Annotated in this window: 11 protein-coding genes, 1 tRNA gene and 2 rRNA genes (1 of these 14 only partly in view); 8 read left to right on the top strand and 6 right to left on the bottom strand. The window is 62.4% G+C overall.

Features of this window, described 5'->3' with window-relative positions:
* Positions 1-13: 13 nt before the first annotated feature.
* Both X751_RS158425 and X751_RS158430 read left to right on the top strand, forming a co-directional pair.
* Complete coding sequence (locus tag X751_RS158425; protein ID WP_023672951.1) at positions 14-358, top strand: cupin domain-containing protein; 345 nt, start codon at positions 14-16, stop codon at positions 356-358.
* Between the two features lie 20 nt (positions 359-378).
* Complete coding sequence (locus X751_RS158430; RefSeq protein ID WP_023726406.1) at positions 379-1,887, top strand: aldehyde dehydrogenase family protein; 1,509 nt, start codon at positions 379-381, stop codon at positions 1,885-1,887.
* Between the two features lie 55 nt (positions 1,888-1,942).
* Here X751_RS158430 and X751_RS158435 read toward each other — a convergent pair whose 3' ends face one another.
* Entirely contained in the window at positions 1,943-2,491 is a 549-nt protein-coding gene (locus tag X751_RS158435) for an invasion associated locus B family protein (protein WP_031196023.1), read from the bottom strand.
* A 261-nt stretch (positions 2,492-2,752) separates the two neighbouring features.
* Between X751_RS158435 and X751_RS1000000167810 the strand changes: the two genes are divergently transcribed.
* From X751_RS1000000167810 to X751_RS158455, 5 genes are all read left to right on the top strand, one after another.
* Positions 2,753-15,022, top strand: a complete 12,270-nt coding sequence (locus X751_RS1000000167810) for a hypothetical protein (protein ID WP_155923609.1) — start codon at positions 2,753-2,755, stop codon at positions 15,020-15,022.
* A 118-nt stretch (positions 15,023-15,140) separates the two neighbouring features.
* Positions 15,141-15,647 carry a tail fiber protein gene (locus X751_RS158440; RefSeq protein ID WP_023672955.1) on the top strand — a complete coding sequence of 169 codons (507 nt, stop codon included), beginning with the start codon at positions 15,141-15,143 and terminating at the stop codon, positions 15,645-15,647.
* A 12-nt stretch (positions 15,648-15,659) separates the two neighbouring features.
* Complete coding sequence (locus X751_RS158445) at positions 15,660-16,181, top strand: tail fiber protein (RefSeq protein WP_023744040.1); 522 nt, start codon at positions 15,660-15,662, stop codon at positions 16,179-16,181.
* A gap of 9 nt (positions 16,182-16,190) precedes the next feature.
* Complete coding sequence (locus tag X751_RS158450; RefSeq protein WP_023672957.1) at positions 16,191-16,718, top strand: tail fiber protein; 528 nt, start codon at positions 16,191-16,193, stop codon at positions 16,716-16,718.
* 94 nt (positions 16,719-16,812) lie between these two features.
* Complete coding sequence (locus X751_RS158455; RefSeq protein ID WP_032892665.1) at positions 16,813-17,256, top strand: GNAT family N-acetyltransferase; 444 nt, start codon at positions 16,813-16,815, stop codon at positions 17,254-17,256.
* A gap of 16 nt (positions 17,257-17,272) precedes the next feature.
* On the opposite strand, the gene X751_RS158460 is transcribed toward X751_RS158455, so the two are convergent.
* Both X751_RS158460 and X751_RS158465 read right to left on the bottom strand, forming a co-directional pair.
* Positions 17,273-17,851 (bottom strand): 2OG-Fe(II) oxygenase, encoded by a 579-nt coding sequence (locus X751_RS158460; protein ID WP_023744038.1) that lies wholly within the window; start codon positions 17,849-17,851, stop codon positions 17,273-17,275.
* 72 nt (positions 17,852-17,923) lie between these two features.
* Complete coding sequence (locus X751_RS158465; protein WP_023672960.1) at positions 17,924-18,193, bottom strand: hypothetical protein; 270 nt, start codon at positions 18,191-18,193, stop codon at positions 17,924-17,926.
* 238 nt (positions 18,194-18,431) lie between these two features.
* Here X751_RS158465 and X751_RS158470 point away from each other — a divergent pair, with 238 nt between their 5' ends.
* Complete coding sequence (locus X751_RS158470; RefSeq protein WP_023685704.1) at positions 18,432-19,226, top strand: SapC family protein; 795 nt, start codon at positions 18,432-18,434, stop codon at positions 19,224-19,226.
* Positions 19,227-19,765: 539 nt separating this feature from the next.
* Here the strand turns inward: X751_RS158470 and X751_RS158485 are convergent.
* The 3 genes from X751_RS158485 to X751_RS158495 form a co-directional block, all read right to left on the bottom strand.
* Positions 19,766-19,842 (bottom strand) — tRNA-Met (locus X751_RS158485).
* Positions 19,843-20,099: 257 nt separating this feature from the next.
* A 5S ribosomal RNA gene (gene rrf / locus X751_RS158490) occupies positions 20,100-20,214 on the bottom strand.
* Between the two features lie 202 nt (positions 20,215-20,416).
* A 23S ribosomal RNA gene (locus X751_RS158495) occupies positions 20,417-22,551 on the bottom strand; it runs 667 nt beyond the window's last position.

Below are 22,551 nucleotides of genomic sequence, written 5' to 3'. Positions count from 1 at the left end.
AAAGGAAATCGCCATGACCACGCCCATCATGCAATCCCCGCTTGCCATCACCGACCTCGTCGACTGGGGCGTCATCCCGACCATGATCGAGGGCGTGTCCCACACCTCGGGCAAGCTGCTCTACAAGGGGCCGGAGGGCCGTTCGGAATGCGGCCTGTGGGTCTGCACCCCCGGCAAATGGCACTGCCATGTCACCCGCGACGAGTTCTGCCACTTCCTTGAGGGCCGCTGCACCTATGTGCACGAATCGGGCGAGGTCATCCAGATCGAGCCGGACACGGCGGCGTTCTTTCCTCAGAATTGGAAAGGCGTCTGCACCGTCCATGAGACCATCAAGAAGGTCTACATGATCCGCTGAGCGGACCTGAAAGGACGACCATGCAATTCTCCGCTGAACGGCCGGCTTTCTTCGTCAATCCGGACTACCGGCCGATGACCGGCACGGCAAAACCGGTGATCGATCCGGCGACGCTGGAGACCGTCGGCTCGATCTCCGCCGCAACGGACGGTGAGGTCGATGCGGTGCTGTGTGCCGCAACCACGGCACAAGCCGCCTGGAAGCAGCTCGATGCCAAGAGCCGGGCAAAGCATCTGCATGCGGTCGCCAACGCCATCGAGGCGGCGGACTTCACGCGCTGCGCCGAGCTGATGGTGCGCGAGATGGGCAAGCCCTATCCCGAAGCGATCGGCGAGATCGCCAATTGCGCGCCGATCTTCCGCTACTATGCCGAGATGGCGCGCGACGACGCCGGCAAGATCGCCGGTACGACGCAGGCCGGGTCGTTCCAGTATGCGCGCTACGAGCCGTATGGCGTCTCCGTGCACATCATGCCTTACAACTTCCCGATCCTGCTGATGTGCTGGACCGTTGCGGCCTCGCTTGCCGCCGGCAATGGCTGCATCATCAAGCCGGCCGAAGCCACGACGCTGTCGACACTCGATTACATGACCGTGTTCCGCTCGCTGCCCGAAGGGCTGGTCTCCTGCCTGCCCGGCACGGCCGCCACCGCGCAGGCGCTGATCGCCTCCGAGCGCACCCACGCTGTCGCCTTCACCGGCTCGGTCGCCGCCGGCAAAGCCGTGGCAGTCGCCTGCGCCGAGCGCATGAAGCCTTGCGTCATCGAAGCCGGCGGCAGCGATCCGCTGATCATCAGCGAGCACGCGCCGCTCGACGTGGCGGCAGCCGGCAGCGTCACCGCCGCCTTCCACCTGACCGGCCAGGTCTGCACCTCGGCCGAACGCTTCTTTGTCGTCGACTCGGTTCACGATCGCTTCGTCGAGCTGTTCGCCGAGAAGACGCGGGCGCTGCGCATCGGCAATGGCATGGACAAGACCGAGATCGGCCCGCTGGTCAGCGAAGCCGCCCGGGCGAAAGTGATGCGGCTGGTCGATGATGCTATCAGCAACGGCGCTATAGCCGTTGCCGGCGGGCGCATTCCGCCGGCGCACAACACTGGCTGGTTCTACGAGCCAACGATCCTGACCGGCGTCACCCCCGATATGGCGATCGTGCGCGAAGAGTGTTTCGGACCGGTCGCCGCGATCTGCCGCGTCAAGGATTTCGACGAGGCGATCCGGCTTGCCAATGACAGCCCGTTCGGCCTCGGCGCCTCGGTGTTCACCACCGACCTCGCCGAGGCGCATGAGGCGGCCGAGCGGCTCGAGGCCGGCATGGTCTGGGTCAACAACCCGCTGATCGACAATGACGCCTTGCCCTTCGGCGGCTGGAAGGCATCAGGCCTTGGCCGCGAGCTGGGACGCCAGGGACTCGACGCCTTCCGACGCTCCAAGATGGTCATCATCGACCACAGACCGGCGATCCAGGACTGGTGGTATCCTTACCCCGACAGCTGGTTCCGCGAGACAGGCGGCCGCAAGCACGTGTGAGCCCGGCCAGTCCATAACGTAAGCTGATGCTTACGCATCTGCCGAGATAGGCCGGCTATTTCAACGCTTGAAGCTTGTCGATCGCGGCAGTGAATCCGGCAAGCGAGACCGGAATGGTCACCGGCTTGCGCGTCACCGACTCCATGCCGATGTTCAGGTTGGTTCCCGATTTCATCGCCTTGACGAGGTCCGCCGACAAAGGGGTCGCGGCATAGGCGCCGTTCTGGTCGCTGGTCTGGATGGCAATGGTCGTCTTCTGCCCCTGGTCGATCTGGTACGAGGCGCCGGAAGGCAGGAACAGCCCGTGCGGCAAGGCCAGCAGCATGGCGAGGTTGCCATTGCCGTTGTCGCGGCGAACCGTAACGGTAAGAACGCGCTGCCCCGTCTTGGCCTCGGTAAGGTTTTGGGAGACCTGGCATTGAAGCTCGATGCCGGCCGATCCGCTGGCGCAGTTTAGCGCCCACGGATTGCCTTCTGCAGGCTTGGTCTCGGCAGATGTGGTTGACTTCGGCTCTTCGGCAAGCGCCGACCCTGCCGTCACGACCAGCCATAGCGCGCCGACCCAGGCGGCCCGGCCACAAACGGTTCTCAGCAATGAAGCCACCCGATCCTCGTCGTGTCAGGGTTTCGCCGAGCGCGTTGATACAACAGCCGAGCCTGGCGGGGAAGCCAATACGGTACATGAGCTCAGGCTAAATTACTGTTGCTGAATTGTCACAATAAACAACTTTGAAATCTTGTACGTGTAAAGCAAACAATCATGCTCGCTATACACTGGGATTCGGATAGTATTAGCGACGGAGCGTGTACTCGTCGGGGTTCGCAAGGGATGGAGACGACCGAGAAAACTCGGCAGATCAATGACATGGCGACGCACGGAAGAAGCTTCCGGGCGAATAGCAAGTATCGCCGGTCAGGTTTTTCCAGGCATCTCTGGAAGACGACTGCGCTGTCCACTCTGGCACTTGCCCTTTCCGGCATAGCCGCCCATGCCGGCGACACCGGACTGTGGCAGCCGCAGGTCCGCGCCATCATCGGCGCCAACAACAATGGCGGCAACACGGCGATCGAGGGTTTCCTGCCGCTGAAGCAGAACCTCGAATCCGTTCTCTTTCTCGATGTGCGCTCGAAATACGATTTCGACGACGGCTTCGGCCAGGACGTCGGCCTCGGCGTTCGCCGCATCGTGAATCCGGATCTGATGATCGGCGGCTACGCCTATCTCAACATCCAGAACCACGACAGTCACCAGTTCGTCGCCTCGACGCTCGGCCTCGAGGCCATCACCTCAAAATACGATGCGCACGTAAACGTCTATCTGCCGATCAGCGGCGACCGCAGCACGGCCGGGCAAGAGTCGAGCCTGTCGCTGGTCGGTCATCAGCTGATCGAGCAGATATCGGCCATCGCCCACCGCGATTACGCGGCCTGGGGCATCGAGGGCGAGGTCGGCGTTCAGGTGCCGCTCAACCTGCCCGAGAACCATTCACTGCGTTTCGATCTCGGCGCCTACCATTTCGGCGATCCCGACGGCGACGACGGCAGCATCACCGGCGCCAAGGCCGGCCTGGAATATTCGATCGGCGACGTCATCGGCAAAGGCACGTCGCTGACCTTCACCGGCGAGGTGCGCAACGACAACCGCGATGACACCCAGTTCGCCGGCAGCATCCGGCTGACGGTGCCGCTCAACGCTTTCGACAAGGGCTCGTCTTCGGCCGATGACGGCGCCGAGCCGGTCTATCCGGTCAGCCCCGGCCTGCGCAAACGCGTCAACGAGCGCGTGCGTGGCGACATCGGCGTTCGCATCGAGAGCCAGGACAAAGTTACCGGCACGTCGACGCGGGTGGCGATCAATGCCGCCACCAACACGGCATTCGGCCAGTTCTTCTTTGCCGATGGTGACAACGACGCGCTCGGCCTCGGCACGATCGGCGACCCGACCACGCTCGACAATGCGGTCGCCGGCGCCGGCGCGAACGCCGTCGTCGTCGCGCTCGGCGGCAAGGGCAACATTACGACAGCCGGTGTGACGCTCGCCAACGGCCAGACCGTCATCGGCGGTGGCGGGGGCGTCCAGGCGCGGCTCGTCGACGGCAGCATCGGCACCTACAATTTCGGCGGATCCAACGGCACCCTCCAGGGCACCAACCCCGCCAACAACGTCCTGACGCTCGCCAACGGCAACACGCTGAGCGGCATCATCATCACAGGCGGCAAGGACGGCATCTTCGGCAACAACATCACCGGCGCCACGTTGACCAACGTCACGGTCACCGGCACCGGCGGCCACGGCGCCGACTTCACCGGTACATCGACCGGCGTCAATGGCTCGAACTTCACCGCGACCGGCAACGGCCTCGACGGACTGCACATCGAAGGCGACGGCACCTATAACTTCACCGGCACGACGCTACTGCAGGGCAATGGCGACGACGGCCTGGATATAACCGGCCACGGCACCTACACTTTCGCCACCCTCAACTCGCTCGACAACAACGATGCCGGCATTACCGTGAAGGGCACCGGGGTCGCCGGCTCGATCACCATCAGCGGCGGCCAGGTGTCGGCCAACAAGGCGCTCGGCGACGACGGCGTCGGTGTCTTCATCGATCCGATCACCGCCCATATCGTGCTGGATTCGATCACCCAGACGGGCGGCGCATCGGGCGTCGTGCTCGAGAATCTTTCGGGCAGCTTCACCGTCAACGGCTCGACGACGATCTCGAACACGACCGGACCGGGCATCGCGATCACGGATTCGCCGGCCGCGATCCGCTTCGGCGACATCAACATCACCGATCCCGGCACCGACGGCATGGTGTTTACCGGCGTCAATGCGTCCGTCATCGCCGGCAACATCATCATCTCGGGGCTCGGCTCCAGCATCGGCCTCGACTTCTCCGGCAGCCAGACGAATTTCACCGCGCAGTCCCTGAACATAAACGGCACCGGCGGCACGACGTCCATCGGCATCGACCTTGTCCAGACCAACGGCGGCACGATCATCATCACCAATGGCGGCACCATCGCCAATGTCGGCACCGGCGTGCGGCTCGGCATTGCCGGCTCGCCGGCCGACACCGCCAACGCCCAATTCACCTTCGGTGGCGGCTCGATCGGCGGCAACCTCGCCTCGCTCGACGCACGCGGCCTCAATTCCGGTTCGGGCCAATACGCATTCGGCACGACGACGTTCAACGGGCCGCAACTGTTCGACCAGACGCAGCTGATCTTTGTCGCCGCAGGCGGCACAGGCGACGGTACCTCGCTTTCGGACCTGGCTTCGATCACCGACGCCGACAACAATACCGACGGCACCGCGATTTTCGTGCTGGTCAATCGCGGTGTCATCGACGACACCGACGGCTTTACGCTCGAAGCGGGGCAGACCCTGGCCTCTTTCGGCAACGGCCGCACCTTCTCGCTCGGCGGCCTGCCGATCAATGTGACCGGCGACAACGTCGATCACGGCAGCACCATCTCGGATGCGGCCGGCGCCGCAACGCTGACCGCTTCGGGCAGCGGCGACGTCGTCACGCTGGCCAACAATACCTCGCTCCAGGACTTCAACATCTCCGGCGGTACCGCCAACGGCATCCATGGCAGCGGCGTTACCGGCGTCGTGCTGACCGGCATGACCGTGTCGGGGGCCGCCCTCAATGGCGTGCTGTTCGATGGCGCCAACGACGTTTCCGGCAGCAATCTGAGCTCGACCGGTAATGGCGGCGCTGGGCTGTCGATCCAGGGCGACGGCACCTACAATTTCACCGGCACGACGACGGTGTCGGATAATGCCGGCGACGGCTTGCTGATCAACAGCAATGCCATCACCAGCTTCCAGACGCTCAACGCGACCAGCAATGGCGGCAGCGGCGTCCAGGCCACGTCAACTGGCACCGGCTCGCTTTCGATCGACGGCGGTACCGTCAACAACAACACCACATCCGCCTTTACGGCGTCGAATATCGGGCTCGGTGTCACGCTCTCCAACATCGGCCACGTCGGCGGCACAACCGGCGTCAGCCTTTCGGGCGTCAGCGGCAGCGTCAGCGTTACCGGCCCGACGACGATCGGCAGCACCACCGGCGACGGCATCTCGATCAGCGGCAGCACGGCAACGGTCGGCTTCAGCGGCGACGTGCTCATCAGCCAGGTGCTTGGCAATGGCATCGCGCTCAACGGCAACACCGGCGCCGTCAGCTTCGGCTATGCGGAAATCGGTGCGCCGGGCCTCAATGGCATCGACGTTCAAGGCGTCAACGGCACGATCAGCTTCGACTCAATCTATATTGGCGGCGTCGAGGCCACCGGCCTCGACCTGTCGGGCAGCCAGTCGGCCTTTAGCGCCAATTCGCTCACCGTCTTCGGTGGCGCCACGTCGACCGGTATCGACCTGTCGGGCACTACTGGCGGCTCGGTCACCATCGGCACCGGCACCATTACGGCCGACACCGGCGTGCAGATGGGCACACATGGCGCAGCCGGCACCACCGCCAACACCACCTTCTCGTTCGGCGGCGGCACGATCACCGGCACCACCGCTTCGCTCGACATGCGCGGCCTGATGGCCGGCAGCGGCACCTATGCCTTCAACGCCACTCATCTGGTCGGACCGCAGCTGTTCGATGCCGCCAACATCGTCTTCGTTGGCGCCGCAGACACCGGAACGGGCTCCGGCGCGAGCGTTGGCGACCTTATCAACGCCGACGCCGCCGACGGTCTGACGACCGACGCCAACACCATCTTCGTCCTTGTCAACAACGGCGCTGGAACCATCAACACCGATGCCGACGGCTTCACGCTTGCCGACGGCCAGCAGATCGTCTCCTTCGCCAACGGCAACACCGTCGCTCTCGGCGGGCCGCCCGCCAACGTCACCGGCGCCGAGGTGGTTACGTCGGGCACCCAGGTCGATCCGTTCGGCAATGGCGCCGCCACTCTCAACAACTCGGCCGGCAGCACCATCGATCTCGCCAACGGCAACCGCGTCGCCGACCTCAGCGTCAGCAATGCAGGTTCGGGCTCGGCGATCAACGGATCGAATGTAAACGCGGCCACCATCACCGGGGTGACGATCAGCAGCGCCGTAACCGGCATCGACCTGACCGGCGCAACGGGTGCGATCAACATCACCAACACGACGATGGGCGGCGTCAGCGGCACTGGCCTGCTGGCCAGCAACTTCGGCGGCACCGGCACCTTCAACAATTTGGACATCACCGGCGCCGGTATCGGCGTCAGCGTCACGGGCGGTTCCACGGGCACGCTGACCTTCGACAATGCGAGTTCGATCGCCGGCACGACGGGCACGGCGCTCAGCATTCTTGGAGCAACGCCTAACCTCACCTACAACGGCACCATCAATCAGACGAGTGCCGCGAGCGCTGTCATGATCAGCGGCATGACCGGCGGGTCGGCCACCTTCGCCGGCCAAATCACCGCCAGCACCGGCGCGGCCAACGCCATCGACCTGACCGGCAATGCCGGCGGCACGATCAATTTCACCGGCGGGCTCGACCTCACCACCGATGGCGGCCTTGCCTTCAGCGCCATCAATGGCGGCACGCTCACCGTCACCGGCACCAACACGACCGCATCTGGGCTCGGCCCTGTCGAAAACGGCATCCATCTCGGTGGCGCCGGCGGTTTGACCATCGGCGCAGGCGGCGTCATTTTCGACAGCATCACCGTCGACGGCTCAGGCGGCGCCGTGCAGACCGGCATCCTCATCGAAAACACCAGCGGCGGCAGCGTCACCTTCGGCGCTGTCGACATCAATCGCGTCGATGGCGACGCCATCCGCCTCACCAACGTGGCCAACGCCGTTACCTTCAATGGCACGACGACGATCGACACGGTTGTTGGCGGTGGCCCCGGCTTCGTGGTGCAAGGCAGCGCCGCGACGGTTAATGTCAACAATCTGGTGACGACGCTGGTTTCGGGCGACGACGTCAGCCTGACCAACAACACCGGCACGATCAACATCGGCGGCACCATCACCAATTCCGGCACCGGCAACGGCGTCGTGGTTTTTGGCGGCAGCGCCGCGATCACGGTCTCGGCCAACATCTCCAGCTCGGCAACAGCACCAGGAACGGCGGTCAAGATCGACGGCACCATCGGCGGCTCGGCCCAGTTCAGCGGCAGCGTCACGTCAACCGGCACCGGAAATCTGTTCGCCATCGGCTCGACATTGCCCCCGGCAGGCGGTGCGTTCAGCTTCACCGGCCCGACCCTGTCGGCGAGCGGTGGCGGCGGCGCGGTGGTCGGTGGCCTGATCGGCACCGCAACGTTGAATGTTACCATCCCGCTATCGATCACCAATGCCTTGGGCACCGGCCTGTCCATCTCCGGTGTCGCGAGCACCGCATCGGCAACCTTCGGGGCGGTGACCGTGACGGGCGCCGGCGGCATCGGCATCAACATTGTCGGCAATGCCGGCCCGGTGACCTTCGGCACGACCCAGGTCACGCTGGGCACCACGAGCGGCACTGCCGGCATCAACTTCGCCGGCACCAACAACGATGTCAGCTTCGGCACGACCACCATCGACGACGTCGGCGCCAACCAGACGGGCATCGACTTCAGCGGCTCCTCGACGACGGCCGATTTCCGCCTGACGACGATCACCGGCACGAATGACCTGACCTCGCGCGGCATCGACCTGTCGTCGACCACCGGCAACAAGGTCGTCACCTTCCTGGCGGGCTCCGAGATCAAGACTGTCGGCATCGGCGTCGACTTGTCGTCCGGCGGCACCACCGCGACCTCGGCCAACGCCAACTTCACCTTCGGCGACGGCACCTCGGTCAACGGGCTGCAATCCAAGATCACCATCACCGCGCCCGGCGGCTTCACCGTCAACACGGTCGGTCTCGATCCGACGCTCGGCAATTACGATTTCGACGACGTGTTCTTCACCGGCAGCGCCAACCTGCCCGTAGCGCCTGGCTCGGTCACGATGGTCTCGCAGTCGGGCGGGTTCATCGCAGGCGGGACGACCGGCAATCTCAGCCAGGGCGTCAACACCATTTCGCTTGCCGCCGCCGATGCGCTGACCGGGGCGCAGACCTTTGCCTTCGTCGGCACGATCAATCTCGGCGCCACCGCCTTCACGCTCGATTCCGGCCAGACGATCACCGGTTTCGGCAACAGCAATGTGGTTTCGACCGGCACGATCCAGCCGGCCAATGTCCAGGGCAATCTCGGCGCCACCGGTGGCAACATCACCGGCGACGAGGCCGTGGTCAGCGGCACCGGCGACTTCATGCATCTGCTCGGCGACAATGCCGTGCGCCACACCACCTTCGACTTCACCGGCGCAACCGGCGCCGCCTTCCTCGTCGACCAGAGCGCGGTCGGCTTCAGCAATGCCAGCGGCATCACCATCGAAGGTGTGACGATCAGCAACGTCGCCGCCGGCCAGACCGCCATCCAGGTTACCGGCCTCAATGGCAACCTGTCGGTCATCAACAACAACATCAACGTTGCCGGCACGCTGCTCGACGTCAATGGCGGCACCGGCACCCTCTCGGTGTCGCGCGGCTTCCTGCCCAATGGCGGGCCGGCCGGAACACTGACCGGCGGCGGCATCAATATCGCCAACCGCACCGGCGGCGCGGTGACCTTCACCGACCAGGTGACGATCACCGGGGGCAATGGCGTTTCGATTTCGGGCGGCAGCGCGGCAGCTGCGGTCAACTTCAATGGCGGCCTCGACATCACGACATCGCTCGCCACGGGCCTCAGCCTTTCGGGGCTGAATGTCCTGACCGTCGCCAATGCCGGTTCGACGACGATCGACGCGACGGGCCAGACAGCGCTGTCGCTGCAAGGCACACTCGGCGCCGGCGGTGTCAATTTCGACAGCATCACCTCGAGCGGCGCCACCAGCGGCATCATCCTCAACGGCGTCACCGGGGCGGTGAATGTCTCCGGCGCGACCAGCATCACCGGAACCAGCAGCTTCGGCATAGACGTCACCGGCGCCAACACCGGTACGTTCACCTTCGGCGCGGTGACGGTCAACAACACCGCCACGGCCGGCGGCGGCATCCATGTGGTATCAGGCACGGTCAACGTCACCGGCCTCGCCAACATCGATACGACGAACGGCATCGGCCTTTCGCAGAGCGGTGGCACCACCAGCTTCACCGGCGGCCTGACCATCGACACCACGTTCGGCACCGCCATTTTCGGCACCGGCGGCACGATGGGCATCACCGCCACCGGCGGCAGCGAGACGGTGAATTCGACCCTCGGCCCGGCGATCAGCCTGACCGGCGTCACCGCCACCATCGCGATCGACTCGACCTCGTCGGCCGGCGGCACCAACAATGTCAGCCTGGCCAATGTCACCGGCACAGTCGGCCTCGGGTCCGGATCGCTCACCGGCGCGACCGGTGCTGCGTTCCTGGTCAATGGCGGCGCTGCGACCGTCAGCTATGCCGGCTCGGTCACCAAGACCACCGCCGGCAAGATCGTCGACATCTCCGGCGTCACCGGCGGCACGGTCACACTGTCCGGCGCGCTCAGCGCCACCGGCGGTTTCGACAATGGTATTTATGTCCACGGCAACTCCGGCGGGACCATCACTCTCAGCGGTGGCACGAAGACGCTGACCACTGGCGCCAATACGGCGGTCGACTTGACGACCAACACCGGCGCGACGATCAACTTCGATACGGGTGGCCTGGTGATTACCACCACCTCCGGCACGGGCTTCAACGCCAGCGGCGGTGGCACGGTCAGCGTCGGCGCGCTCCTCAGCGACAACAGCATCACCACGACGGCCGGCGGCACCGCGTTGAACCTCAATGGCGTTACGATTGGCGCTGCGGGCATGAATTTCGACAGTGTTTCGGCCACTGCCGCCGCAACCGGCATCTCGCTGACCAATATCGCCTCGTCCGGCGGCGGGGCCATCATTCTCGGCACGGTCAACCTGCAAGGCATCACCACGCGTGGTGTCGATGTTTCCGGCACGCTTGGCGCGGCGCTGTCCTTCAACGATCTCGACATCGGCCTGAACAGCACCACGGGCGTGGCCTTCGACCTCAACGGTGCCACCATCAATGCGGCGGTGACGGCCAATGACTTCGATGTCACCAATGCCGCCGCCGCCGGCACCTCGATAGGCGTCGACCTGCGTGGCACCACTGGCGGCCAGACGGTACGCCTCGGCGATGCCGTTGTCGGCGGCGCCAGCTCCAGCATTGCCGGCGTCAACACCGGCGTGTTCCTCAACAGCGCCACCAACCTCGCTTTCACCTATGGCGACGGCGAATCGGCGACCGACCAGCTCTCGACCATCGGCGCCAATGTAGGCATCGACGCATCCAGTGCGCCGGTTGCCGGCACCTACAATTTCCAGGATGTGAACTTCCAGTCGGCTCCCGGCCTGGGCTTCGGAGTCGGCAAGGTCTATTTCGTCGGCGCGTCCGCGACCGGTGACGGCAGCGGTCGCGACCAGAACAATCTCGCGACGCTGGCCACCGCCGAAGCAGCAGCCGTGGCGACGGACATTCTGGTTCTCGTCAACGATGGCGGCACCATCACCGCGGCAGGCAGCAATGGCAACGACACGCTGGCTCTCGCCACCGGCGAGCAGGTGCGCGGCTTCGGCAACGGCAACATCAATCTGGCGCTGACGGTGCCCTCCACCATCCAGCTCGCCAGCAACAGCATCTCGATCATCGACCAGACGCCCAATGGCGCCGCGACGCTGACGACGAGCGCCGGCAACAATGTCATCACGCTCGGCGCCAGCGGCAACATCATCGACGGCTTCATCCTGAATGGCAGCCCGGCGGGTGCCGCGCGTGGCGTCAAGGACAATGGCGCGGGTGCTGCGAATACCGTCATCAGCAACATGACCATCAGCAATTTCGCCACGCAGGGTATCGAGATCACGCCGTCAAACAGCACGACGATCAACAACGTTACTTTCTCCGGCAACGCCAGCGATGTGTGGCTGAACGCGTCCAACACCACCATCACCAACGTCACCAGCACCGGCGCCACCGGCATTGCTTTCAAACTCGACAACACCACCGGCACGACGACGCTGACCAACGTCAACATCACCACGGCGGCGACCGGAACCGGCATCGCCTTCGGTGGCGCGTCGGGCGCTGGCGGCACGATTGCCGGTACCAATGTCGACATATCGGGCGGCAGCGGCCTTTCGGTGACCGGCGGCAACGCGGTGATCAGCTTCGACGGCGCCAGCTCTATCATCAGCACGTCGGGCGCGGCGGCCACGATCTCGACCCGCGCTGGCGGCAGTTTCACCTTCGCCGGCTCGGTGATCGCCAATGGCGCTGCCAGCGGCATTAGTATTTCCGGCGCGACGGCGGCCAATACGGTGAGCTTCACCGGTACGGTCGATCTCGGCACCACGACGCCGATGACCGGCACCGCAGTCGCAATCAACAACGGCGCCACGGCCTCGACCGTCAGCTTCGCAAACCTCGACATCGTCACCAACGGCACCACCGGATTCAGCGCCATCAATGGCGGCACGGTCAATGTGACGACCGGCACGGTGAGCTCCACTTCCGCGNGCACCACCGGATTCAGCGCCATCAATGGCGGCACGGTCAATGTGACGACCGGCACGGTGAGCTCCACTTCCGCGCAGGCGGTCAACCTCAACGGCATCGCCACCACCACCGGCATCAATTTCACCTCGACCAATTCGACCGGCGGAACCAACAACGTGTCGCTGACCAATGTCACCGGCGCCGGCACTGTCAGCCTCGGCTCCGGTGCGCTCGGCGGCGCGACCGGCGCGGCCTTCCTGGTCACCGGCGGCTCGGCCAATGTCAGCTATGCCGGCTCGGTCACCAAGACCACGGCCGGAAACGTCGTCAGCATCTCCACCCGCACCGCCGGCACCACGACATTGTCGGGCACTCTCAGCGCCACCGGCGGCGTGGCCAACGGGATCCTCGTCAACGCCAACACCGGCGGCACGATCAACTTCTCCGGCGCCAGCAAGATACTGACCACCGGAGCCAACAATGCCGTCGACCTGACGGCGAACACCAACACCGCGGTCAACTTCACCGGCGGCGGCCTGGCCATCACCACCACCTCCGGCACCGGCTTCAACGCCACGAGCAACGGTACTGGCACCGTGACCGTTATCGGCTCGGGCAACACGATTTCGACCGGCAGCGGCGTCGCGGTCAACCTTGACAGCGTTGCCATCGCGGCGGGCGGCGTGACCTTCGCTTCCACGAACAAAGGCGCCGGCGGCACCAGCGCCGTCATCCTCGATACCGTCACCGGTTCGGGAGCGATCGACCTCGGCACCGGCGCGCTGGTGGGCGGAACAAGCGCCGTGATCCGTATCGGCGATGGCCTAGGCACCGCCAACAGCGGCGGCACGGCGGCCTTCACCTATGCCGGCGCGATCACCAGCGGCAGCACCGGCCAGGCGGTCAACATCCAGGATCGCGCCCTGACCGCCGGCAACATCACCCTGTCGGGCAACATCACGCATAATGCGGCGGGCCAGATCGGCCTCCTGCTGGACGACAATGTCGCCGGCATCATCACCTTCTCCGGCGCGTCGAAGTCGATCACCTCGACCACGGCGGCTGGCGTCAGCCTGAGCGACAATACCGGTGCGACGATCAACTTCACCAATGGCGGGCTGGTCATCGCCACCACCAGCGGCGCCGGTTTCAATGCCACCGGCGGCGGCACGGTGACGGTGCAGGGCACCGGCAACACCATCGCGTCCGGCACGGGCACGGCGCTTAATGTCGCCAACACGACGATCGGCGCCGGCGACGTGACGTTCAGGAGCATTGCGTCCAATGGTGCAGCCAACGGCATCGTGCTCAACAACACCGGCACCAGCGGCAATCTGGTGGTGACCGGCACCGGCGCGACGGGGGGCAGCGGCGGCACGATCCAGAACTCGACCGGCGATGGCGTCAGCCTGACCGACACTCAGGATGTCAGCCTGAGCAACATGATTATCAGCGACAATGCGGGCAACGGCATAAAGGGCCTGCGCGTCAACGGTGTGGTGCTCAACGGTCTGACCCTGAACAGCAATGCCGATGCCAACACCGAGTCCGGAATCCTGTTCAACGAACTTACCGGCAACGCCTCGCACGTCACCACGTTCACCAACCTCACGGTCTCCAACTCATTCACCCATAACGTGCAGGTCATCAATTCCGGCGGCACGTTGGCGAACCTGGTGGTGAGCGGCGGCACGTTCTCGAACAACGGCGCCTCAAACAATGCCGGCAGCGACTTCATCTTCGAGGCGGACGGCGCCGGTGTCGCCGGCGCGCCGACGATGACGCTGACCGTCGACGGCGCAACCTTCACCGGCAACAACGCCTATCCCGGACCGGGAGTCATCCCTGGAACCGGTCTGTTCGTCATTGCCAATGACGGCACCGTCAACGCTCACATCGGCGAGACCACGGGAAATCTATTCAACAATCTGAACAACGGCATCAACCTCACCCAGAGCAGCAATTCCGGCGCCGGCACGGGCGGCAATCTGAATTTCACCGTCCGGAACAACACCGTCACCAACAGCGACTCGACGGCCATCAACGTGTTCAGCAGCGGCGACCTCGCACGGACGCTTGACGGCACAATCGCCAACAACGTCATCGGTACGCAAGGCGTAGCAACCTCGGGATCGCGAACCGGCAACGGCATCAGGGTTGGGCATGAAAGCCTCGGCGTCGCCAAGGTGCTGATCGACAACAACATTATCCAGAGCATCGGCGTCAACGGCATAAGCGGTGGCGACAGCGTCTCGATCACGCAGCTCGTGCAGCCGGGCACCGTGCACGCGGCGGTCACCAACAACACCATTCGCGACAATGCCGACAGCCGCGGCATCACGGTCACCGCCACATTTGCCGGCGCTATCATCAATGCCGACGTTCATGCCAACACCATCACCAACGTCAACAACGCCAATGCCATCCGCTTCCTCGCGGACGGCCTCGGCGGCGCCGACGGCACGATCAACGTACCGCAGGCGAGCGAGGCCGGTATCGAAACCGTCAATGGCGGGGCAACGGCACTGACGGACACCCGGACGTTCTTCAACCAGCCGCTGCCACTGCTGCCTGCCGCGACACCGTAGTCAGCAACCTTGGATTTCGTCCTAGGAAATATATTTTATGAATCTGATATCGACTTGTTGTCTTACTTAGGCATAATACAAGAATTCAGACAGTAAGCCGCCAACGAAGGGAACGGGGATGAGCGAGCCTTATTTAGGTGAAGTCAAGATCATTTCCTGGAACTATGCACCGCGCGGCTGGGCATTTTGTAACGGCCAGTTGTTGCCGCTTAACCAGAACCAGCCATTGTTCTCACTTCTTGGCACCAGGTACGGCGGCAACGGCCAGACAAATTTTGCCCTTCCGGATATGAGGGGACGTGCGCCGGTTCATACGGGCGGCCCTATCGGTGCAATTGTCGGCGGCCAGGGCGGCGAAGAGTTTCACACGCTCACGCTCGGCGAAATGCCGACACACAACCATTTCGTCAACGCATCGAACACTGCCGGCAACGTCAACAATCCATCCGGCGCGCTGTTGGGGGCGAACGCCAGCCCGATCTATCAGCCGCCTGGCAGCGCGGTGGCTATGGCGAAGGAAAACATCACTTTCGTCGGTGGCGGCCAGCCGCATGAGAACAGATCGCCCTATCTCGTCTTGAATTTCATCATTGCCCTGCAAGGCATATTCCCGTCGCGAAATTAAGAGGACGCTTCGATGAGCCAACCTTTTGTCGGCGAGATCAGGATGTTCGGTGGCAATTTCCCTCCGAATGGCTGGGCGTTCTGCCAAGGCCAGTTGATGCCGATCTCCGAGAACGAAACCTTGTTCAATCTGATCGGTACGACCTATGGCGGCGACGGGGAGAAAACATTCGCCCTGCCCAACCTCGCATCCCGCATCCCCGTCCATGCTGGCAAGGGCCCGCTGGTCAGCCAGACCTATATCATCGGAGAACTGGGCGGGGTCGAATCCGTCACTGTTTCAACCCAACAAATGCCGAACCATTCCCATACCTGGACCGGTTCGTCGAATATCGCCAAGAATCCGGGTCCGTCCGGCGGTGTCCTGGCGACATCGAGCCTGCTGACGCCCTATGTGGGTATCGCACCTGATGGCAACATGGCCGCCGGAGCCATTTCGCCGGCCGGCGGCAGCCAGCCTCACGACAATATGGTGCCGTTCCTCGCCGTCAGTTTCATCATCTCGCTATTTGGCATCTTCCCCCAGCAAAGCTAGAGACTTGCCATGACCAATCCGTTCGTCGCCGAAATTCGAATTTTTGCCGGAGATTTCGCCCCGACGGGGTGGGCGACCTGCGATGGCCAGCTCTTGCCAATCTCGCAGAATACGGCGCTGTTTTCGCTGCTGGGCACAGTTTACGGCGGCGACGGCAAGTCGACCTTCGCGTTGCCGAATATGGCTGGCTCCGCGCCCATGGGGCAAGGACAGGGCAATGGCTTGTCGGAGCGGTTTCTCGGCGAGACGGGTGGCGAAACGTCCATCACCCTTCTGCAAACGGAAATGCCGCAACATAATCATTTTGTCGCGATATCCACCGAGAGTGGCGCCCAGGGAACTCTTACCGATGCGGTTGTTCTGGGGAAGTCGGGGGGCGGAACGCTGTATCAGAACAACACTTCGCAAAATCTGGTCCAGATGGACCCCCAGGCACTGAGCATGACGGGCAGTACGTTGCCTCACAACAACCTGCCTCCCTATCTGGCGATGACGTTCATCATTGCCATGCAAGGCGTTTATCCGGCGCGTCCGTAAACGCCACTCCATGATCCAGCTTCCGATTGTGGACAACGGGCCTGTTATATTTTGCTGGGTGCGCGCGGCGCGGATTGATCTGACGTTCCGCCCGATGGCGGACGCCGATCTGCCGTTCCTGTCGGCGCTCTACGCCTCGACCCGCGCCGAAGAACTTGCCGTCACGCCGTGGAGCGATGCGCAGAAAACGGCGTTCCTCGACATGCAGTTTCAAGCGCAGCACGCGCATTACCAGAAATACTATCCCAACGCCGACTGGCTGGTGATCGAGCAGGCAAGGCAAGATATCGGTCGCCTGTATATCGAGCGCTCGGCGAGCGAGCATTGCATCATAGATATGGCCTTCCTGCCGGCGCATCGCGGCAAGGGGTCTGGCGGTGCGTTGCTCGCCGATCTCATCGATGAGGCCGCCGCCGTCGGCAAGTCGGTCTCGATCCATGTCGAGAAGAACAATCCAGCGCGGCGGCTCTACAAACGCCTCGGCTTCACCGTTGCCGAGGACAAGGGCGTCTACGACCTGATGATCCGTTCGCCGTAAGGGGCCGTGTTGGTCGTCACGCGCCGCGATACCAGGATACGATGGTGAAACGTTCGTTGCACGTGACCGGGGTGACTTCATGCGTCGTTTCCGAGCGAAAGGCGACGAGAGAGCCCGGCAATGCCGGCATGGCAATGCGCAGGTCCGGGCCGCTGTAAGGCCCATGCAGGACCAGCGAGCCGCCTGCATAGGTTTCTGGCGAAGGGTTGTCCGATTGGCGGTTGAGAAAGATCACCACCGAGATCTTTCGGAACCGCGACTCGTCGTGAATGAGCGGCGTGTTGCCATCCTGGTGCGGCACAAAGAAATCGCCTTCCCGATAGTGAAGGAACTGAGGTTTCTCGACCTGGCCCAGCAGCAGCCCGAAATGCCGCTCCAGAGCCGCCTTCTGCTGCGCCAACAGGGCACTCACCCGCTCTTCAGTGGCCTGCGAAACCTCGGCGCGCACGGTCTTGCGGATCTCCGGCCATGCCATCTTCTGGTCGGCACGCCCCAGCAGGCCGGCCGGACGGCCCACGGCCGCCCGAATTTCCGCGCACAGTGCGCTACACGCCGCTCCGTCAAATACGTCCGCAATCTCGATATAGTCGATCATATGTCGAGCCGCCGCGCTGCCAAATCGTCCTGATGGCCGGAGCGTCCCCGTGGCCGATCCGGTCGAAAAAAATCAGTTGAATACCGCCTCGTAAAGCCGCCCTGCCTCATCGGCAGCGATCGGCACGATGAAGATCTCATGGGCGCCGCTTTTGCCGTTGAACCGATAGATAGCCTGCGGCAGCGCCGCGTCGCGCGGCCCCCTGAACAGCAGCGTGAAGCCACCGCCGTCGCGCGGGCTGTTGGCAATGGGCTGCACCGCGCTCAGTTCCATCGTGAGCGTCTGACCGCCGGCTTCGACGGAAAAGCTCTGCCCCTGCTCGAAATCCGAAAGCGATGCCATGCGCCTGCCCTGGTTCGTCTGTCTTTCAGACGGCTCTCTTGAGATGTCTATCCCGTCAGCCAATCTCGCCGCTTCATGGCGTGCTGTCTATAGAGCTCGATCTCCAGAAGTACAAAAGAGCACGATCAAACAAACAGATAGATTTATCTTGGCCACGTAGGGTGAAGCAGCCGTCAACGCGTTGCGCACCGGCAGCCACTGGCATAAACCGGAATGGTATAAGAGGAGAACACTAGGGATGACTGACGCGAAAACAGACACGGCCCCGGCCGGAAGCACCGCGACAAACGCGCTGCCGCTGTTCTACAAAAAACCCGAGGCGCTCAATCCGCTGCGGCACGGCTCACTCGGCCTTACGGCGCGGGCCGATTTCTCCTTTGCCCGCACCGCGCACGCCATCCCCGTCGTCGCATCGGAAATGCCGGCGGCGATGCGCTCCTATCCGATCGTTTTCATTGGCGACGCCAAGGCGCCTGTCATCATCACCGGTCTGCGCCAGGACCAGAACCTGTTCGTAGGCGCCGACGGCAAATGGGCGGAGCCGCATTACATTCCCGCCTATGTCCGCCGTTACCCCTTCATCCTCGCCGATGAATCGAAAACGACCGGCCGCCTGACGTTGTGCATCGACCGTGCCAGCGAACGCGTCGTCGAGCAGATGCCTTCGTCCAAGGACAGCGACGAGATCGCGCCCTTCTTCGACGGCAACGAGCCGGCCGAGGCCTCGAAGCAGGCGCTCGCCTTCTGCAGCCAGTTCCAGACCGACTTCAATGCGACTCGCGCCATGATCGACAAGATCGACGCGCACGGCCTGTTCGCGCCGCGGCAGAGCAAGGTGACGCTGGAGGGCGGCGAGACCCTCAACCTCACCGACTTTCAGGTGATCGACGAGCCGGCCTTCAACAAATTGAGCGACGAGGCGTTTCTCGATCTCAGGAAATCCGGCGCGCTTGCGCTGCTCTATTGCCATCTCGCCTCGAGCAACAGCTGGACCTCGCTGGTCTTCCAGGCGTCATTGCGGCGAGCTGGCTGACGCGGCCCGCGACGAAAAGCTTCGGCAAGGCGCGGGTTGTTTAAATCAACGGTTCGCGCCTTCGTACGACGATCTCTCCGCCGCTCGAATCATGCTGTTGTCGTGCAGATCGCTTGCCATGACGGGCTGGCGAACTCCCAATGCTCGACGTGTAGCTCTCGCCGAAATGCGCCGAGGCGGCATCACCCCCCGGTTCGCGGACCTGTCAATAAAGTCGAGCACGCCAGCCTTGCTGCCCTCCTCGATCGTTGAATATCCGGTCGCGGCCATCGATCACGGTCCGAACGCAAAAAGCCCGCGTGAAGCGGGCTTTTTTTGTTGGTTGCGGGGACAGGATTTGAACCTGTGACCTTCAGGTTATGAGCCTGACGAGCTACCGGGCTGNCTGGCTGGCTTCCTTCATGGATTATGATTTGGGCTACTTCGATGATGAGACATGCAGGCTCGAACCACTCCAAAAACCCCTTCGGGCCAAAAGTGTTACCCATGTCTCCGATATAAACCGTAACCTATGTGTCCGGAATGGACCCTTTTTTTGTTGGTTGCGGGGACAGGATTTGAACCTGTGACCTTCAGGTTATGAGCCTGACGAGCTACCGGGCTGCTCCACCCCGCGTCACCTCCAGGGCAAGCTCTTGCTTGCTCCGGACTTTCCAGGGCAAGCTCTTGCCTGCTCCGGATCTGAAGCAAGCGTTTGCTTGCTTATCTGGATGTAAGCCTGGGCCTATGAACAGGATGGCTTACAGATAGGTATATGGCTGACCAAATGAAAGGGCCGCTTGCGCGGCCCGTGATCCCTTGGCGGGCCTTTTCGTAGAGAGAAGATTCAGTTTCATCCGGTTTGCGGATGAGAGTTCAACGTGCGTTTTGCAGACCTGGCAGCGACCTACTCTCCCGCGTCTTGAGACGAAGTACCATCAGCGCTGGAGCGTTTCACGGCCGAGTTCGGAATGGGATCGGGTGCAGCCGCTCCGCCATAACCACCAGGTCGGCAAAACGCACGTTATATCGAGAAGCTGTTTTTTCGTGCCAAGGCGACGTTTGTGTTTTGCTTACGGGCGTAAGCCCGCAAGCGCGACTGCGCGTCGCCGGTTTTCCGGCGCCCTCGCGGAGCATAGGCCCTGTAAGGGCCGCTCATGCGTGAGCGCTGGTCAGATCATCGTGTTTCACGATGAGCATAAGGAATGAGAACGATCAAGCCGATCGAACTATTAGTACCGGTAAGCTTCAAGCGTTGCCGCTCTTCCACACCCGGCCTATCAACGTGGTCGTCTTCCACGGTTCTCAGGGAATACTCGTTTTAAGGTGGGTTTCCCGCTTAGATGCCTTCAGCGGTTATCCCGTCCGGATATAGCTACCCTGCTATGCGGCTGGCGCCACAACAGGTCCACCAGAGATCCGTCCATCCCGGTCCTCTCGTACTAGGGACAGATCCTTTCAATATTCCTACACCCACGGCAGATAGGGACCGAACTGTCTCACGACGTTCTGAACCCAACTCACGTACCGCTTTAAATGGCGAACAGCCATACCCTTGGGACCTGCTCCAGCCCCAGGATGCGATGAGTCGACATCGAGGTGCCAAACAACCCCGTCGATATGGACTCTTGGGGGTCATCAGCCTGTTATCCCCGGCGTACCTTTTATCCGTTGAGCGATGGCCCTTCCACGCGGGACCACCGGATCACTATGACCGACTTTCGTCTCTGCTCGACTTGTCAGTCTCGCAGTCAGGCAGGCTTATGCCATTGCACTCAGCGAACGATTTCCGACCGTTCTGAGCCCACCATCGCGCGCCTCCGTTACTCTTTAGGAGGCGACCGCCCCAGTCAAACTACCCACCATACATTGTCCCGGACCCGGATAACGGGCCGCGGTTAGACATCCATAGTAATAAGGGTGGTATTTCAAGGGTGGCTCCACCTGAGCTGGCGCCCAGGTTTCAAAGCCTACCACCTATCCTACACATGCCACTACGAATGCCAATGTAAAGCTATAGTAAAGGTGCACGGGGTCTTTCCGTCTAACCGCAGGAACCCCGCATCTTCACGGGGAATTCAATTTCACTGAGTCTATGCTGGAGACAGCGGGGAAGTCGTTACGCCATTCGTGCAGGTCGGAACTTACCCGACAAGGAATTTCGCTACCTTAGGACCGTTATAGTTACGGCCGCCGTTTACTGGGGCTTCGATTCAGAGCTTGCACCCCTCCTCTTAACCTTCCAGCACCGGGCAGGCGTCAGACCCTATACGTCGTCTTGCGACTTCGCAGAGCCCTGTGTTTTTGATAAACAGTCGCTACCCCCTGGTCTGTGCCACCCTCCTCTACTTGCGTAGAAAAGGGTCACGCTTCTTCCGAAGTTACGCGTGCAATTTGCCGAGTTCCTTCAGCATAGTTCTCTCAAGCGCCTTGGTATACTCTACCTGACCACCAGTGTCGGTTTCGGGTACGGTTTATAAGGAGGAGCTATTTCCTGGAACCGCTCCGCTGCCCGTTCAATCCGATAAGATTGGACAACTTGTGCGATCCGTCACTACCTCCAAGCCCACGAATATTAACGTGGTTCCCATCGACTACGCGTTTCCGCCTCGTCTTAGGGGCCGGCTAACCCTGCTCAGATTAGCTTTAAGCAGGAACCCTTGGTCTTTCGGCGGGGGAGTCTCTCACTCCCCTTACGTTACTCATGTCAGCATTCGCACTTCTGATACCTCCACCACCCCTCACGGGTATGGCTTCGTCAGCTTACAGAACGCTCCGCTACCGCTTGGCCCTTGCGGACCAAACCCTAAGCTTCGGTGTATGGCTTTAGCCCCGTTACATTTTCGGCGCAAAGACCCTTATTTAGACCAGTGAGCTGTTACGCTTTCTTTAAATGATGGCTGCTTCTAAGCCAACATCCTGGTTGTTTTGGGATCCTCACATCCTTTCCCACTTAGCCATAACTTGGGGACCTTAGCTGTAGGTCAGGGTTGTTTCCCTTTTCACGACGGACGTTAGCACCCGCCGTGTGTCTGCCGACTAGTACTCCCAGGTATTCGGAGTTTGGTTAGGTTTGGTAATCCGGTGAGGACCCCTAGCCCATCCAGTGCTCTACCCCCTGGGGTATTCGGTCGACGCTCTACCTAAATAGATTTCGCGGAGAACCAGCTATTTCCGAGTTTGATTGGCCTTTCACCCCTAGCCACAAGTCATCCCGAACTATTGCAACAGTTATGGGTTCGGTCCTCCAGTAAGTGTTACCTTACCTTCAACCTGCTCATGGCTAGATCACTCGGTTTCGGGTCTAATGCGACGAACTGAACGCCCTGTTCAGACTCGCTTTCGC

Source organism: Mesorhizobium sp. LNJC394B00 (assembly GCF_000502555.1).
Taxonomy (GTDB): domain Bacteria; phylum Pseudomonadota; class Alphaproteobacteria; order Rhizobiales; family Rhizobiaceae; genus Mesorhizobium.
This window is presented reverse-complemented; position numbering and strand designations above follow the sequence as displayed.

What these genes read in the sequence shown, in the direction of transcription:
- X751_RS158430 (WP_023726406.1), top strand. Translation starts at nt 379, where the DNA reads ATGCAATTCTCCGCTGAACGGCCGGCTTTCTTCGTCAATCCGGACTAC.
- X751_RS158455 (WP_032892665.1), top strand. Translation starts at nt 16,813, where the DNA reads ATGGCGGACGCCGATCTGCCGTTCCTGTCGGCGCTCTACGCCTCGACC.
- X751_RS158465 (WP_023672960.1), bottom strand. Translation starts at nt 18,193, where the DNA reads ATGGCATCGCTTTCGGATTTCGAGCAGGGGCAGAGCTTTTCCGTCGAA.
- X751_RS158425 (WP_023672951.1), top strand. Translation starts at nt 14, where the DNA reads ATGACCACGCCCATCATGCAATCCCCGCTTGCCATCACCGACCTCGTC.
- X751_RS158440 (WP_023672955.1), top strand. Translation starts at nt 15,141, where the DNA reads ATGAGCGAGCCTTATTTAGGTGAAGTCAAGATCATTTCCTGGAACTAT.
- X751_RS158445 (WP_023744040.1), top strand. Translation starts at nt 15,660, where the DNA reads ATGAGCCAACCTTTTGTCGGCGAGATCAGGATGTTCGGTGGCAATTTC.
- X751_RS158470 (WP_023685704.1), top strand. Translation starts at nt 18,432, where the DNA reads ATGACTGACGCGAAAACAGACACGGCCCCGGCCGGAAGCACCGCGACA.
- X751_RS158460 (WP_023744038.1), bottom strand. Translation starts at nt 17,851, where the DNA reads ATGATCGACTATATCGAGATTGCGGACGTATTTGACGGAGCGGCGTGT.
- X751_RS158450 (WP_023672957.1), top strand. Translation starts at nt 16,191, where the DNA reads ATGACCAATCCGTTCGTCGCCGAAATTCGAATTTTTGCCGGAGATTTC.